Annotated in this window: 15 protein-coding genes; 13 read left to right on the forward strand and 2 right to left on the reverse strand. The window is 38.6% G+C overall.

The genetic code is table 11. The features are described from left to right. Positions 1-101: 101 nt before the first annotated feature. The 4 genes from ACWPKD_RS00770 (at position 102) to ACWPKD_RS00785 (ending at position 4,037) form a co-directional block, all read left to right on the forward strand. On the forward strand, positions 102-575 hold the full coding sequence (locus ACWPKD_RS00770) for a DUF6495 family protein (RefSeq protein WP_455410768.1): 474 nt from the start codon (positions 102-104) through the stop codon (positions 573-575). A 77-nt stretch (positions 576-652) separates the two neighbouring features. Further along, the gene (gene ligA / locus ACWPKD_RS00775; RefSeq protein ID WP_455410769.1) at positions 653-2,653 is read left to right on the forward strand and encodes an NAD-dependent DNA ligase LigA; all 2,001 of its coding nucleotides are present in this window, start codon (positions 653-655) and stop codon (positions 2,651-2,653) included. After that, a complete protein-coding gene (locus ACWPKD_RS00780) occupies positions 2,646-3,344 on the forward strand; it encodes a hypothetical protein (protein WP_455410770.1) in 699 nt (232 codons plus the stop codon). Before ligA ends, ACWPKD_RS00780 begins: the two co-directional genes overlap by 8 nt. Further along, positions 3,345-4,037 carry a lysoplasmalogenase family protein gene (locus ACWPKD_RS00785; protein ID WP_455410771.1) on the forward strand — a complete coding sequence of 231 codons (693 nt, stop codon included), beginning with the start codon at positions 3,345-3,347 and terminating at the stop codon, positions 4,035-4,037. It begins immediately after the preceding gene. Here ACWPKD_RS00785 and ACWPKD_RS00790 read toward each other — a convergent pair. Continuing rightward, entirely contained in the window at positions 4,030-4,953 is a 924-nt protein-coding gene (locus ACWPKD_RS00790; RefSeq protein ID WP_455410772.1) for a bifunctional metallophosphatase/5'-nucleotidase, read from the reverse strand. The two genes, ACWPKD_RS00785 and ACWPKD_RS00790, sit on opposite strands and share 8 nt — an antisense overlap. Before the next feature lie 10 nt (positions 4,954-4,963). Next, positions 4,964-5,746, reverse strand: a complete 783-nt coding sequence (locus tag ACWPKD_RS00795; RefSeq protein WP_455410773.1) for a 5'-nucleotidase C-terminal domain-containing protein — start codon at positions 5,744-5,746, stop codon at positions 4,964-4,966. A gap of 47 nt (positions 5,747-5,793) precedes the next feature. Between ACWPKD_RS00795 and ACWPKD_RS00800 the strand changes: the two genes are divergently transcribed. The 9 genes from ACWPKD_RS00800 to fabV all read left to right on the forward strand — a co-directional run bounded on the left by ACWPKD_RS00800 (position 5,794) and on the right by fabV (position 14,059). Then, entirely contained in the window at positions 5,794-6,312 is a 519-nt protein-coding gene (locus ACWPKD_RS00800) for a DUF6913 domain-containing protein (protein WP_455410774.1), read from the forward strand. Between the two features lie 2 nt (positions 6,313-6,314). Beyond that, positions 6,315-7,196 (forward strand): 4-hydroxy-tetrahydrodipicolinate synthase, encoded by an 882-nt coding sequence (dapA, locus tag ACWPKD_RS00805; RefSeq protein WP_455410775.1) that lies wholly within the window; start codon positions 6,315-6,317, stop codon positions 7,194-7,196. Positions 7,197-7,219: 23 nt separating this feature from the next. Continuing rightward, the gene (locus tag ACWPKD_RS00810) at positions 7,220-7,726 is read left to right on the forward strand and encodes a ferritin (protein ID WP_455410776.1); all 507 of its coding nucleotides are present in this window, start codon (positions 7,220-7,222) and stop codon (positions 7,724-7,726) included. Between the two features lie 141 nt (positions 7,727-7,867). Further along, a complete protein-coding gene (locus ACWPKD_RS00815; protein ID WP_455410777.1) occupies positions 7,868-8,662 on the forward strand; it encodes an outer membrane protein assembly factor BamD in 795 nt (264 codons plus the stop codon). A gap of 6 nt (positions 8,663-8,668) precedes the next feature. Further along, complete coding sequence (locus ACWPKD_RS00820) at positions 8,669-8,986, forward strand: DNA-directed RNA polymerase subunit omega (RefSeq protein ID WP_026979862.1); 318 nt, start codon at positions 8,669-8,671, stop codon at positions 8,984-8,986. A 3-nt stretch (positions 8,987-8,989) separates the two neighbouring features. Then, complete coding sequence (gene coaBC, locus ACWPKD_RS00825; RefSeq protein WP_455410778.1) at positions 8,990-10,228, forward strand: bifunctional phosphopantothenoylcysteine decarboxylase/phosphopantothenate--cysteine ligase CoaBC; 1,239 nt, start codon at positions 8,990-8,992, stop codon at positions 10,226-10,228. Further along, complete coding sequence (porD, locus tag ACWPKD_RS00830; RefSeq protein ID WP_455410779.1) at positions 10,221-11,108, forward strand: type IX secretion system protein PorD; 888 nt, start codon at positions 10,221-10,223, stop codon at positions 11,106-11,108. Before coaBC ends, porD begins: the two co-directional genes overlap by 8 nt. 31 nt (positions 11,109-11,139) lie before the next feature. Then, positions 11,140-12,792: a DNA repair protein RecN gene (recN, locus tag ACWPKD_RS00835; protein WP_455410780.1), complete on the forward strand. Its 1,653-nt coding sequence runs from the start codon at positions 11,140-11,142 to the stop codon at positions 12,790-12,792. Between the two features lie 76 nt (positions 12,793-12,868). Next, positions 12,869-14,059: an enoyl-ACP reductase FabV gene (fabV, locus tag ACWPKD_RS00840; RefSeq protein ID WP_455410781.1), complete on the forward strand. Its 1,191-nt coding sequence runs from the start codon at positions 12,869-12,871 to the stop codon at positions 14,057-14,059. Positions 14,060-14,070 lie beyond the last annotated feature (11 nt).

Genomic DNA, 14,070 nt, shown 5'->3' on the forward strand with positions numbered 1-14,070 from the left:
ATATCTTTTAGAAAGAATCCCGATGTAAATCGGGATTTTTTTTTAAAAATTAACGTAGCTTTAGGGCTTATGGATTAAGCCTATTACTTACAGCGAAAAAAATGAAATACACGCGATTAACAAAAGAACAGCTCGAAGAATTACATCCGGAATTCATCAAATTTCTGGCTTCACAGTCTATTGATAAAGACGAATGGGATACCATTAAAGCATTGAAACCTGAGGTGGCGGAGCAGGAAATTGACGTTTTTTCCGATCTGATATGGGAAGGTGTTTTGGGAAATGCCAAATATCTGGAGCATTATTCCAAGAATTATATTTTTCTTTTCCATTGTACGGAAATTCACATGATGACCATTATTATACATTCAAAGTTTGAAGATGTTGATTTGTTGCAGAAAGAAGGGCTTCAATGGCTGAGTGACAACCTTTTTACCGAAAATGTGGAGGTACAGCGTGGGCAGAAAGTTTTTGCTGATGACCGCAATGTCGAGATCTTCAATCTTGTAAAACAGGGTGCAATATTTACGGATGGAGACCTGTACCAGCAGATGGAAAGCATTTTGGAGAAATAGCTTTAAAATATTGTTATAGATTACAGAAATTGGTTAAATTAGTTGCAGAAACTAAACTTTAGCCAATTTTCTTTTTTATGGATGTTTTGCAGCAGATACAAGCCCTGAGAGACGAACTGAATCAGCATAATTATAACTATTATGTATTGGACAATCCTACGATTTCCGATTATGAATTCGATATCAAACTCAAAGAGCTTCAGGAGCTCGAGGCTATACATCCGGAATACTTCGATGAAAATTCCCCGACGCAACGAGTTGGTGGCGCCATTACTAAAAATTTCGAAACCGTTCAGCACGAGTACCGCATGTATTCGCTGGACAATTCGTATTCCAAAGAAGATTTGCTGGATTGGGAAGCGCGTGCCCAAAGAATCTTAGGTGACGTTCCGTTGGAATACACCTGTGAATTGAAATATGACGGCGCTTCCATAAGTATTACCTATGAGAACGGAAAACTGAAGCGTGCCGTAACCCGAGGTGACGGTTTTCAGGGCGATGATGTAACGAATAACATCAAGACCATTAAAGCGGTTCCCGTGCAGTTAAAAGGTGATTTTCCTCCTAAATTCGATATACGTGGTGAAATCATTTTGCCATTGGCTGGTTTTGAAAAAATGAACCAGGAGCTGATCGAAATTGGTGAAACTCCTTATGCTAACCCAAGAAATACAGCTTCCGGAAGTTTGAAACTGCAGGACAGTGCCGAAGTGGCCAAACGTCCGTTGGATTGTTTGCTGTATTCCATCATCGGGTCGAATTTGCCTTTTGCATCGCAATTTGAAGGTTTGGAGAAAGCCCGTGAGTGGGGATTTAAAGTGCCGAAGCAGTCGTATTTGGCTAAAAATATGGAAGAAGTGTTGGACTTTATCAATCATTGGGATCATCACCGTCACGACATGCCTTTTGAAACGGATGGCGTAGTGGTTAAAATCAACAATATTCACCAACAGGAAGAATTAGGCTATACCGCTAAATCACCACGTTGGGCCATTGCTTATAAGTTTAAGGCAGAACAGGTTTCCACACGATTGAACTCGATTTCGTATCAGGTGGGTAGAACCGGAGCGATAACGCCGGTAGCTAATCTGGAGCCTGTGCAATTGGCCGGAACCGTTGTAAAACGAGCTTCTCTTCACAATGCCGATCAGATTGAAAAATTGGATATCCGTATTGGTGACGAGGTTTTTGTGGAAAAAGGAGGAGAGATTATCCCGAAGATTATTGGAGTCGATTTTGAAAAACGCCCTGATACTTCTGAAGTTACAAAATATATCACACATTGTCCGGAATGTGAGTCGGAATTGGTTAGAAAAGAAGGGGAAGCACAGCATTATTGTCCTAATTTTTACGGATGTCCGCCGCAAATCATCGGAAGGGTTCAGCATTATATCACCAGAAAAGCGATGGATATTGAAGGGCTTGGCGGTGAAACGGTGGCCTTGCTTTTCAATAACGGATTGGTTACCAATTATGCCGATTTGTACGAGCTGAAGAAAGAGCAGGTGATTCCTTTGGAACGCATGGCGGAGAAATCGGCTGAAAACCTCATAAACGGTATTGAAAAATCGAAAGAGATTCCTTTTGAAAGGGTTTTATATGCTTTGGGAATCCGTTTTGTAGGGGAAACTGTTGCCAAAAAACTGGCCAAACATTATAAATCCATTGATAATTTAGCGGCAGCGTCGTTATCGGAATTAATTTTAGTCGATGAAATAGGTGAAAAAATCGCCCAAAGTGTCATTGAATTTTTTGAAAATCAGGAAAATAAAGCTATCATTGAACGATTAAAACGATACGGAGTTCAGCTTGAATCAGCCGCTTCCGACAACACCTCCGTTTCCGATAAATTAGCCGGAAAAACCTTTGTGGTATCCGGTGTTTTTGCCAAGTTTTCAAGAGACGATTTAAAAAAATCCATCGAAGACAACGGAGGAAAAGTGGGAAGCTCCATTTCTGCGAAAACACATTATGTGGTAGCGGGAGACAATATGGGACCGGCAAAACTGGAGAAAGCAAATCAACTGAATGTTCCGATTATCAGTGAAGATGATTTTATAGCGTTAATTAATGAGTAAGCTTACCCCGGCATTGGTGCTCTATTGTGTAGCATCATTTATTTTTATTTTTTCAATCGTTTTTGAAATGGGAACACTTTCCATGCTTTTCAAACCGATGATTGTGCCTGCGATCTATTTTTATTATTGGCAGCAATCCAATGGAAAAGTCAGCGTGATATTTTCTGTTATCCTCCTGATGTTTTATTGCGGTGACATGATGATTTTGATTCAGCTCGACAATTTGTTTGTGCCGTTGATGATTATGAATCTCATTGCTTATGTCTTACTTTTCAAGTTTTTAATTGAGGATCTGATCGCGTTAAGGGAAAATAGAATTCATTCCTCGAACTTGTTTTCAATCATTATCTTTACGTTGTTTCTGTTAAGTCTTTTGTATGTAGGGCTGAAGCTGATATTTGATACTTCTTCGGAGAATTACTCCCTTATAACTATTTATGGGCTTACCTTGTTTTTGTTGGGGTTGCAGACGGTTTTTCTTTACATTCTGAACAATTCAAAATCTAATATTTTTTTAGCGATTACGGTTTTATGTTTTATAATGTCTGATTTGTTTTATGTGTTGTATAATTACTATTACGACCTGAGTATTTTCACCTATATTAATGTGGTTTGTCAGGTAGCATCATTTTATTTTTTAGTAAATTATATTTTAAGCAGGAAGGCAATCAGTCAAAACGATAGTAAGTAAATGTCAGGTAAACCAGCTCTAATACTATATTTTTCGGTGACCATATTGTTCATGGTCTCGCTCGTTTTCAATATGGAGGAGTTGGCTCTTTTGACCAAACCGGTCATTATTCCTTCTATTTTCTTCTATTATATGCAGAAAAAGAAAGGGAATTTAAATTGGTATTATTTTATCTGTTCACTGATATTCTTTGTTGGGGATATGCTTGTGTTGGTAGATGCCGAGCATGCCTTTCAGATTATAGTGCCGATATTTATAGTGGCGTATAGTCTCTTTTTAAAAGTGCTCATTGATGATTCCATGCAGATAAGGCTGAGTGAAATCCGAAGCCCGCATCTTTTTGCTATTTTACTCTGTCTGTTTTTATTACTGTATCTGTTTATCAGTTCCCTGGATTTGCTCATGGATATTCAGGAGCGTTCCATCTGGCTGCTGGTTATTTATGGAACAGTGCTTTTGTTGATAGGGTTTTTATCGTCTTTGAATTACATCATTAAGCCAACCCGATTGAGTTTATTAATGATATTGACTACCTTGTGCTTTGTGATTTCGGACGTTTTTTATGTCCTGAACAAGTACTTTTTGGAAGTAAACATGTTAGATTACATCAGTAATTTTGCCCAGGCTTTAACGTATTTTTTCTTAACCCGTTATTTTTTGCTAAAAGACCAATACAGGAAGATTCTTAAATAATGATGCTTCTTCCGGAATTGTTCACGCCTTTTTTATTCCTGTCAAAATAGAAATCGATTCGCCCTAAGTTGATACCGTAGCAACCCACCTGATTGATCAGGACTTCTTTGCCTTCCAGATTTTTTTCAATAACCGGTTTGTCTAGAAAGGTATGGGTATGACCGCCAATTATCAAATCGATATCCTTAGTTTTTTGTGCTAAAATGACATCGCAGATTTTCTCCGGATCGTTCTGGTATTTAAAACCTAAATGCGACAGACAGATGACCAGATCACACTTTTCCTGCTGTTTCAGGATTCTCGACATGTCCGTAGCGATTTCAACGGGGTTGTTGTAAACGGTTTCCTTGTACAGTTTTTTGTCGACCAATCCCTGTAATTCCACGCCAAGTCCGAAGATTCCGATTTTAATCCCGTCTTTAAAGATAATTTTATAAGGCTTCACCAAGCCGTTTAAAACCGTGTTTTTGAAATCGTAATTCGCAGAAACAAAGTCGAATTTTGCATGAGGCAATTGCGCATAAAAACCATCAACACCATTGTCAAAATCATGATTCCCCATAGTGGCCAGGTCGTACTGCATCATACTCATCAGCTTAAATTCCAGTTCGCCGCCATAATAGTTGAAATACGGTGTTCCCTGAAAAATATCGCCGGCATCCAGCAACAGTACATTTTTCTCTTCTTCGCGTATTTTTTGAATTAGCGCCGCTCTTCTCGAAACACCTCCGGCATTTGGGTTTTTAGGATGATTCTCCGGAAAAGGGTCAATATGGCTGTGTACATCGTTGGTATGCAGTACTGTAATTTTTTTGATAGACTCTGAATCATCGGTAAAACTGCTTAACGACAATCCTCCCAAAGCCAAAAGAGTGGAGCTGGCAGCGGTATTTTTTAAAAAATCTCTTCTTTTCATGATAGCAGTTTTATTCGGCAATAATGCGTTGGTCTGTAATGACAGGAATAGTGTCAACTTTTTTGAAATAGTCAATAATTACATTTCGTAATTTATAATCCATATCGTGTGTTTTGGTGGTTTTCTTGAAAAAATCCATTTTATCCCCACCGTTTGAAAGATAATCGGAAGTGGCTACATAGTAGATTTTATTCTCATCCAAAGGACTTCCGTTTACCGAAATCGATTTAATGATCATCGTGTTTTTGTCAAAAACGAGCTTCATGCCATGTAACGGATGCGGTTTGTGTTCCTTCAAAATGTACTCCGCCATCTCTTTTATTTGCGTTCCTTTTAGTTCCACAATGATTAAACTGTTTTCAAATGGCATAATTTCGAAAGCCGTTCTGGTGGTTACATCACCCTTTGGTAAAATAGCGCGGATGCCGCCGTGATTGAGTAGGCAGATATCGATGTTTTTACCGGTTCTTTTGTTGAAGATCGGGTTGCCCATTTCAACCGTTAAATCGGCCATTAAATTGCTTAGTGCAGTTTGCCATTCCCCTTTGTTTTTGTCTAGTGTTTCAGGGGAATACGCTAAAATATTATCTAAATCTTTGTTGATATGATTTCGGTAAGGCGCTACAAAATCTTCAATCGTTTTTACTGTTCCGTTGGCATTGGTAACAGGAATCTGTTTTCCTTCAATTTTATAATTTGAGTACTGGTTTGAGGAGCAGGATTGCAACAAAAAAAGTACGCCCAGTGCGATAATTTGTATAAAAAAACGGTTATTGTTTCTTAAATTTACCATTTTGATAACAGCTATTTAATTAAATTTGTACCAAGAGTAAAAGTACTATGTTTTTAAAACTTATAAAGGATTTTTTTGTAAAAAAGAGTATTAAGAAATCCTTATCCGATTATAAACTGGAAGTATTCGACGAGAAGATTCAAAACATTGGTCTGTTAGTAGACGAAACCTATTTTGCAAAAGAGAAGGAACTGGTTGCAGCAATCGTTAAAAACGGAATTCCGGAAAGCAACATTGAAATCTTAATTTACAAGGATAAGATAAAAAAGAAGGAAGTGTTTGAAAATCCAGCCTTCAGTAGAAAAGATATTTCGCTTACCGGAGACATTATCAGCTTGGAAGTGGTTGGTTTTATGGCTAAACCTTTCGATATGCTTGTCAGTTATAACGATATAGAAAAGCCGGTTCTCAGCTTGGTTACGATACAGTCGAAAGCAAAATTTAAAGTCGGTTTTTCAACGATAGACAAGCGGTTGAATAATTTCATGATTGGAACCGTTGCCGAAAATCATAAAGAGTTTGTGGAAGAATTATTCAAATATTTAAAAATTTTAAACAAAATATAATTATGCAATCATTCATTGGAACAGGAGTGGCACTTGTAACGCCTTTTAAAAAAGATTTTTCTGTAGATGTTGAGGCCCTGAAAAGAATCGTGAATTATGTTATTGACGGAGGCGTGGAGTATCTTGTTGTTTTAGGAACTACTGCCGAATCTGCAACACTTACAGCAGACGAAAAGGAATTGGTGATCCAGACTATCAAAGAAGCCAACAACGGAAGATTGCCTTTGGTTTTGGGTGTAGGCGGCAACAATACAATGAAAGTGGTTGAAGAATTGAAAACAAGAGACTTCACGGGATTTTCGGCGATACTATCCGTTTCTCCTTACTATAATAAACCAACTCAGGAAGGGATTTACCAGCATTTTAAAATGGTGGCTGAGAATTCTCCGCTTCCGGTGATTTTATACAACGTACCGGGAAGAACGGCCAGTAATATGTTGCCGTCAACGGTTTTACGTTTAGCGAATGATTTCCAGAATGTTATCGCAATTAAGGAAGCTGCCGGAGATATTGTTCAGGCCATGAAAATCATCGAAAACAAGCCAAAAGATTTCCTGGTGATTTCAGGAGATGATATGGTTACTTTATCAATGGTTTTAGCCGGTGGAGCAGGAGTGATCTCGGTAATCGGGGAAGGTTTTCCAAAAGAATTTTCCGAAATGGTGCGTTTAGGTTTGCAGCGTAAAGTTGATGAAGCGTACAAATTGCATTATTTATTAGCAGACAGCATTGACATGATTTTCGAGCAGGGAAATCCGGGGGGAATCAAAGAAGTTTTTAAATCTCTTGGGCTTTCCGAGAATACTGTAAGATTACCTTTGGTAAACGTTAACGAAGATTTAGCAAAACGATTAGACGCTTTTGTAAAGAAAGTCGTAAATTAGCAAATCACTAAAAACGAAACATTATGTTATCAAAAAACATTCTGACAGCGCTTAATGGTCAAATCAAAGTGGAGGCGGATTCTTCACAGATTTATTTGGCGATGGCATCCTGGGCTGAAGTTCAGGGTTTTGAAGGTATCGCAACGTTTATGTACAAGCAGTCTGAAGAAGAGCGTATGCACATGCTGAAACTTGTAAAATACGTCAATCAGCGCGGTGGGGATGCTAAAATACCGAATGTTATTGAACCGGTTTTGGATTGTTCTTCGTTCAAGGCGTTATTTACGCAATTGTACGAACACGAGGTGATGGTTTCGGCCAGCATCAACGAACTGGTACATATTTCATTGGGTGAAAAGGATTATGCAACACATAACTTTTTGCAATGGTATGTTTCCGAACAGATTGAGGAAGAGTCAACCGCAAAAACCATTCTGGATAAAATCAATCTGATTGGTGACGATAAAGGCGGCTTGTATCTTTTTGATAATGATATGAAGAGTTTTTCCGGAAATCAGCCGGCAAAATAAATCGATAACAGCATAAAATAAAGATGCCTCGCACAAGGCATCTTTTTGTTTCTTTAAAAAAAGATTTTGAATTCTCTAATTAATAACTAATTTTGCATTTGCTTCAGAAATATGGGGCATTTAAATAATTTGAATGATAAAATGAGTAAAGTTCTCTATATTCTTCTTTTTTCTGTACTAATAATTTCCTGTAGTCCTTTTCAAAAGGCTTTAAAATCGGAAGATTTGGCGTTTAAGTATGAAATCGCCACCAAAAAATACGAAGAAGGGAAATACAATAAAGCCATTCGTTTATTCGAACAGATTGCCGGGCCTAACCGAGGAAAACCCAATGCTGAAAAATTGTTCTATATGTTTGCGCAGTCTTACTATAAAACAAAACAATACTATTTGGCTGGCTACCAGTTTGAATCGTTTGTAGCGACCTATCCTAAAAGTGATAAAAGAGAAGAAGCTGCTTTTTTAGGGGCAAAATGTTACTCAATGCTTTCACCGGTATATTCTCTGGATCAGGCCGATACCAATAAAGCGATTGAAAAATTACAGGATTATATCAATACGTATCCGAATTCCCAGAATTTTGAAGAAGCCAATAAGATAATGGTAACTTTAAGGGAAAAACTTGAAATGAAATCCTTTGAGATTGCTAAGCAGTACAACAAGATTTCAGATTATAAATCGGCTATCCGTACCATGGAAAACTTTATTTCTGATTTCCCGGGAACCAAGTATAAAGAAGATGCATTGTTTTACAAATACGATTCGGCTTATAAACTGGCGATAAACAGTGTGCCTTCTAAAATGGAAGAGCGTTTAAACGTTGCCAAAAATGCTTATGCGGGATTGATGCGTTTTAAACAAGATACAAAATACAAAAAAGAGGCAGACGAAATGTTGGCCAAGATTGATAAGGAATTACAAAAATTTTCTAAATAAGGAATGATGGATTTAAAGAAGACTACAGCTCCGGTAAACACAATTACTTACAATAAAAGTAAAATTGAAGAGCCAACCGGTAATATCTACGAAGCTATTACAATTATGGCCAGAAGAGCTAATCAGATTAACTCTGAAATCAAAAAAGAGTTGATTGATAAATTAGATGAATTTGCAACTTACAACGACAGCTTGGAGGAAATTTTTGAAAACAAAGAGCAGATTGAGGTTTCTAAATTCTACGAAAAATTACCAAAACCACACGCATTAGCGGTACAGGAGTGGTTAGAAGGTAAAATCTACTACAGAGATTCAAACAAATAAAATATGTCTGTTTTAAGCGGTAAAAAAATACTACTCGGCGTTTCCGGTGGAATAGCCGCTTACAAATCAGCGATTTTAGTAAGACTACTTATAAAGGCAGGTGCTCAGGTTAAAGTAATCATGACACCTGCCTCTAAAGATTTTGTTACCCCGTTAACACTTTCCACCTTGTCCAAAAATCCGGTGTATTCTTCTTTTTTCAATGAAGAAGATGACCCGAGCCATAAAGGCGAACAGGCGAAGCAAAATGCCGAATGGAACAATCATGTGGATTTTGCGCTTTGGGCCGATCTGATGCTCATTGCTCCGGCAACTGCCAATACGCTTTCCAAAATGGCAAACGGCAATTGCGATAATCTTCTTATAGCTACTTATCTTTCCGCTAAATGCCCGGTTTATTTTGCTCCGGCCATGGATTTGGATATGTATAAACATCCTTCGACTTTAGCAAGTTTTAAGGCATTGCACGAATTCGGTAATATAATCATTCCGGCAGAAAGCGGTGAATTGGCCAGTGGTCTTTCCGGTGAAGGACGAATGGCAGAACCGGAAAATATCGTGGCTTTTCTTGAAAAAGACCTGGAAAGTAAGTTACCGTTAAAAGGAAAAAAGATATTGGTTACTGCAGGACCAACTTACGAAGCTATTGATCCGGTGCGTTTTATCGGAAATCATTCCACGGGTAAAATGGGCTTTGATATTGCAAAAGCCGCTGCTGATATGGGTGCTGAAGTAATTTTGGTTACCGGACCGACTCATTTGCAGTTGAAACACGCTTTGGTAAAAATAGAAAGAGTTACCTCTGCTGAACAGATGTATCAGGTTTGTCATCAGTACTTTAACGACGTGGATGCTGCTGTTGCCGCTGCAGCCGTTGCAGATTACCGCCCCAAAAATGTTGCCTCAGAGAAAATAAAGAAAAACGATCCGACGTTTACCATTGAACTGGAAAAGACTAAAGATGTGCTGGCTTCACTGGGAGAAATCAAGAAAAATCAGTTTTTGATTGGTTTTGCACTGGAAACAGAGAATGAAATTGAGCATGCTAAGCTGAAAATTCAGAAAAAAAACTTAGATTTGATAGTTCTAAATTCACTGAAGGATGAAGGGGCCGGTTTTGGTAAACCAACCAATAAAGTAACTTTTATCGACAGGAATTTTGTAATTGAGCCCATGGATTTAAAATCTAAAGAAGAAGTGGCTCAGGATATTGTTAAAAAAATAATCGGACATTATGCGTAATTTGATCTTAATAGGGCTTTTGTTGTTTTCTTTTTTAGGCTTCGGTCAGGAGTTAAAATGTACCGTAAAAGTAAGTTACGATCAGGTTACCAATGCAAATCCTCAGGTGTTCAAAACCCTTGAACGTTCCCTGAATGAGTTTGTCAACAATACAAAATGGACTACTAAAACAGTAGGAGCCAACGAAAAAATAGACTGTAGCATGTTCATAACCGTGAACAGTTACGATTCCAATAATTTTTCAGCCACCATCCAGGTGCAATCGGCAAGACCGGTTTACAATTCAACCTATTCGTCTCCGGTTTTTAATTTTAATGACAAGGATTTCGATTTCCGTTATGTGGAGTTTGAAAATCTTTTGTACAACCCTAACAGCTATGATTCCAATTTGGTTGCGGTTATAGCTTTTTATGCAAACATTATTGTTGGTCTTGATGCGGATACGTTTTCAAGTCAGGGCGGAACCAAATATCTTGAAGCAGCTTCCAATATTGCCAATTTAGCTCAAGGAAGCGGCGTGAAAGGATGGACACAGAGTGAGAAGAATCAAAATCGTTACTATTTAATCAACGATTTGTTATCCAATACTTATTCGCCTTACAGAGAAGGTTTGTATGAATATCATTTTATGGCGATGGACAAAATTGCCGACAACACCAAAACGGCAAAGGAAAACATTGCAAAAGCAATCAAGACGGTGAGTAAGATTCACAGTGTACGTCCCAATTCCTTTATTTCCCGTGTGTTTTTCGATGCTAAGGCCGATGAAATCGTGAGTGTTTTCAGTGGTGGGCCAAGTGTTGATATCGCAGAGTTAGTGGAAATCTTAAATAGGGTTTCTCCTTTGAATTCCGCCAAATGGAATACTATTAAATTTTAAATTTGTGTTGTAAAATAACCGGACACAAATTATGCTTACATCCCTTTCCATTAAAAATTTCGCTTTAATAGAACATCTGGAAATGAATTTTTCGGACAGGCTTTCTATTATTACCGGGGAAACCGGAGCCGGAAAATCTATTTTACTGGGGGCATTGGGCTTGGTTTTGGGCAAACGTGCGGATTTAAGCTCGCTTAAAGACAAAGAACAGAGATGTGTGGTCGAAGCGCATTTTCAAATCGATAAATACAACCTCAAGGACTTTTTTACTGAAAACGATCTGGATTACGAAGCCGTTACGATTATCCGAAGAGAGATTTTGCCTTCCGGAAAGTCGCGTGCTTTTATCAACGACAGCCCGGTAAATCTGAACGAACTTCAGGAACTTGGTGATTTTCTCATCGATATTCATTCGCAGCATCAGACAAGAGAACTTACCGATGAGGAATATCAGATTCAGATTCTGGATGCCATAGCCGGTAATCAGGAAACTTTGTCGGACTACCAGCAACAGCTTTCCCGTTACAAATCGGTTAAAAGTGAATTGAAGAAGATTCTGGCGGAGAAAGATTCGCTTTCCAAAGAACAGGATTATAATTCTTTTTTATTGGAAGAATTGTTGGCTGCCAAACTGAAATCAGGGGAACAGGAAGAGCTAGAAGCTATTCAGGAGAAACTGAGTAATGTGGAATTTATCCGGGAATCGCTTGATAAATCCCTGGCGATTGCTAACGAAGAACACATGGGGATTCTGCATAACCTGAAAGAAGTTAAGGCTTCTTTGGGTAAGATTTCAGGTATTTCAGAGGAGTTCCAATCGTTATTTGATAGGATATCAAGCGTTTTGATTGAATTCGACGATGTTTCTTCAGAATTGGTAAACCAGTCGGAAAAATTGGTGAACGATCCGGAAAAACTTGAATTGGTCAATCAGAAACTGCAAACCATTTATTCGCTTCAGAAAAAACATCAGGTGGGCAGTGTTGACGAATTGCTTGTAATTCAAAACGATTTGGACAACAAAGTGGTTTTGGCAGATGATTTGGAGAATACGATCAAAAAACTGGAAGCCGAAATTCAGGAGAAAACATCAGTTTTAGAACAGCTTAGTGCTCAGATTTCCCAGAGAAGAAAAGAAGCTGCGCCGGTATTGGTGGATAAAATCGCAACGATACTTTCACAGTTGGGAATGCCTAACGCTCGTTTTCAGTTCGAGATAAAACCTTCAGCTACTTTTTTTTCTTCCGGTAAAGATGAAGTGCAATTACAGTTTTCAGCCAACAAAGGAACCGATTTCGGATTGCTGAAAAAAGTGGCTTCCGGCGGAGAAATGTCACGTATCATGCTGGCTGTCAAATCCATTCTGGCCAATTATCTGAAATTGCCGACCATCATCTTTGATGAAATTGATACCGGAGTATCGGGAGAAGTAGCGCACAAAATGGGCGATATCATGAAAGTGATGAGCAGTGAAATGCAGGTTTTTGCCATAACCCATCTTCCGCAGATTGCAGCCAAAGGCGAGCAACATTATAAAGTATATAAAAGTGTTCAGGGAGAAACCACGGTATCGGAACTGAAACTGTTATCAAAAGAAGAAAGAGTAGTGGAAATCGCCGAAATGCTTTCCGGAAAAGATATCAGTGATTCGGCACTTAATCACGCAAAAGCATTGCTGAATTGATTTTTAAAAATTACTTTTGTTATCATAAACAAACTAACCAAAATAGATCAGAATAGATCAAAATAAACTGTAGGACATGATTATAGAACCTAGAATGCGAGGATTCATCTGTTTGACATCTCACCCAACGGGATGCGCACAGAGTGTAAAAAATCAAATCGAATATGTAAAATCAAAAGGTGCCATCAACGGTGCGAAAAAAGTATTAGTAATCGGAGCATCTACCGGATTTGGTCTGGCTTCCAGAATTGCAAGTGCTTTCGGTTCCGGAGCGGCAACTATCGGTGTGTTTTTTGAAAAGCCATCTGCTGAAGGAAAAACCGCTTCACCGGGCTGGTACAATTCCGCAGCTTTCGAACAGGAAGCAACCAAAGCAGGATTGTACGCAAAAAGTATCAATGGCGACGCTTTTTCAAATGAGGTGAAACAACAAACTATCGATTTGATCAAAGCAGATTTAGGTCAAGTGGATTTGGTGGTATACAGTTTGGCTTCTCCGGTTCGTATGCACCCTACAACCGGTGTTTTACACCGTTCAGTTTTGAAACCTATCGGAAATACGTTCTCTAATAAAACGGTTGATTTTCATACAGGAAATGTTACTGAAATCTCTATCGAACCTTGCAGTGGTGATGATATAGAAAATACAGTTGCTGTAATGGGTGGTGAAGACTGGACCATGTGGATGGATGCCTTGAAATCAGCAGGTGTTTTGGCACCGGGAGCAATGACCGTGGCTTATTCGTATATCGGACCTGAATTGACAGAGCCGGTGTACAGAAAAGGAACGATCGGCCGCGCTAAAGATCATTTGGAAGCTACTGCTTTTGAAATCACGGAGAAATTGAAAGATATCAACGGGAAAGCGTATGTTTCCGTAAATAAAGCGTTAGTAACGCAAGCGAGTTCAGCTATTCCTGTAATTCCGCTATACATTTCCTTGTTGTACAAAACGATGAAGGAAGAAGGTATTCACGAAGGTTGTATCGAGCAGATGCAGCGTTTGTTCCAGCAAAGACTTTATAATGGCGGAGAAGTGCCAACCGATGATAAAGGAAGAATCCGTATTGACGATTGGGAAATGCGTGACGACATTCAGGCGAAAGTTTCTGTGTTATGGGCTCAGGCTACCACTGAAAATCTTTCTGAATTAGGAGATTTGGACGGTTATAAATCGGATTTCTACCACCTTTTCGGATTTGGATTTGACGGTGTGGATTACAATGCAGATACCAACGAAATGGTTAACGTACCAAGTATCGCTTAATTTTTGAATCA

The sequence above is a fragment of the Flavobacterium pedocola genome, assembly GCF_053764385.1.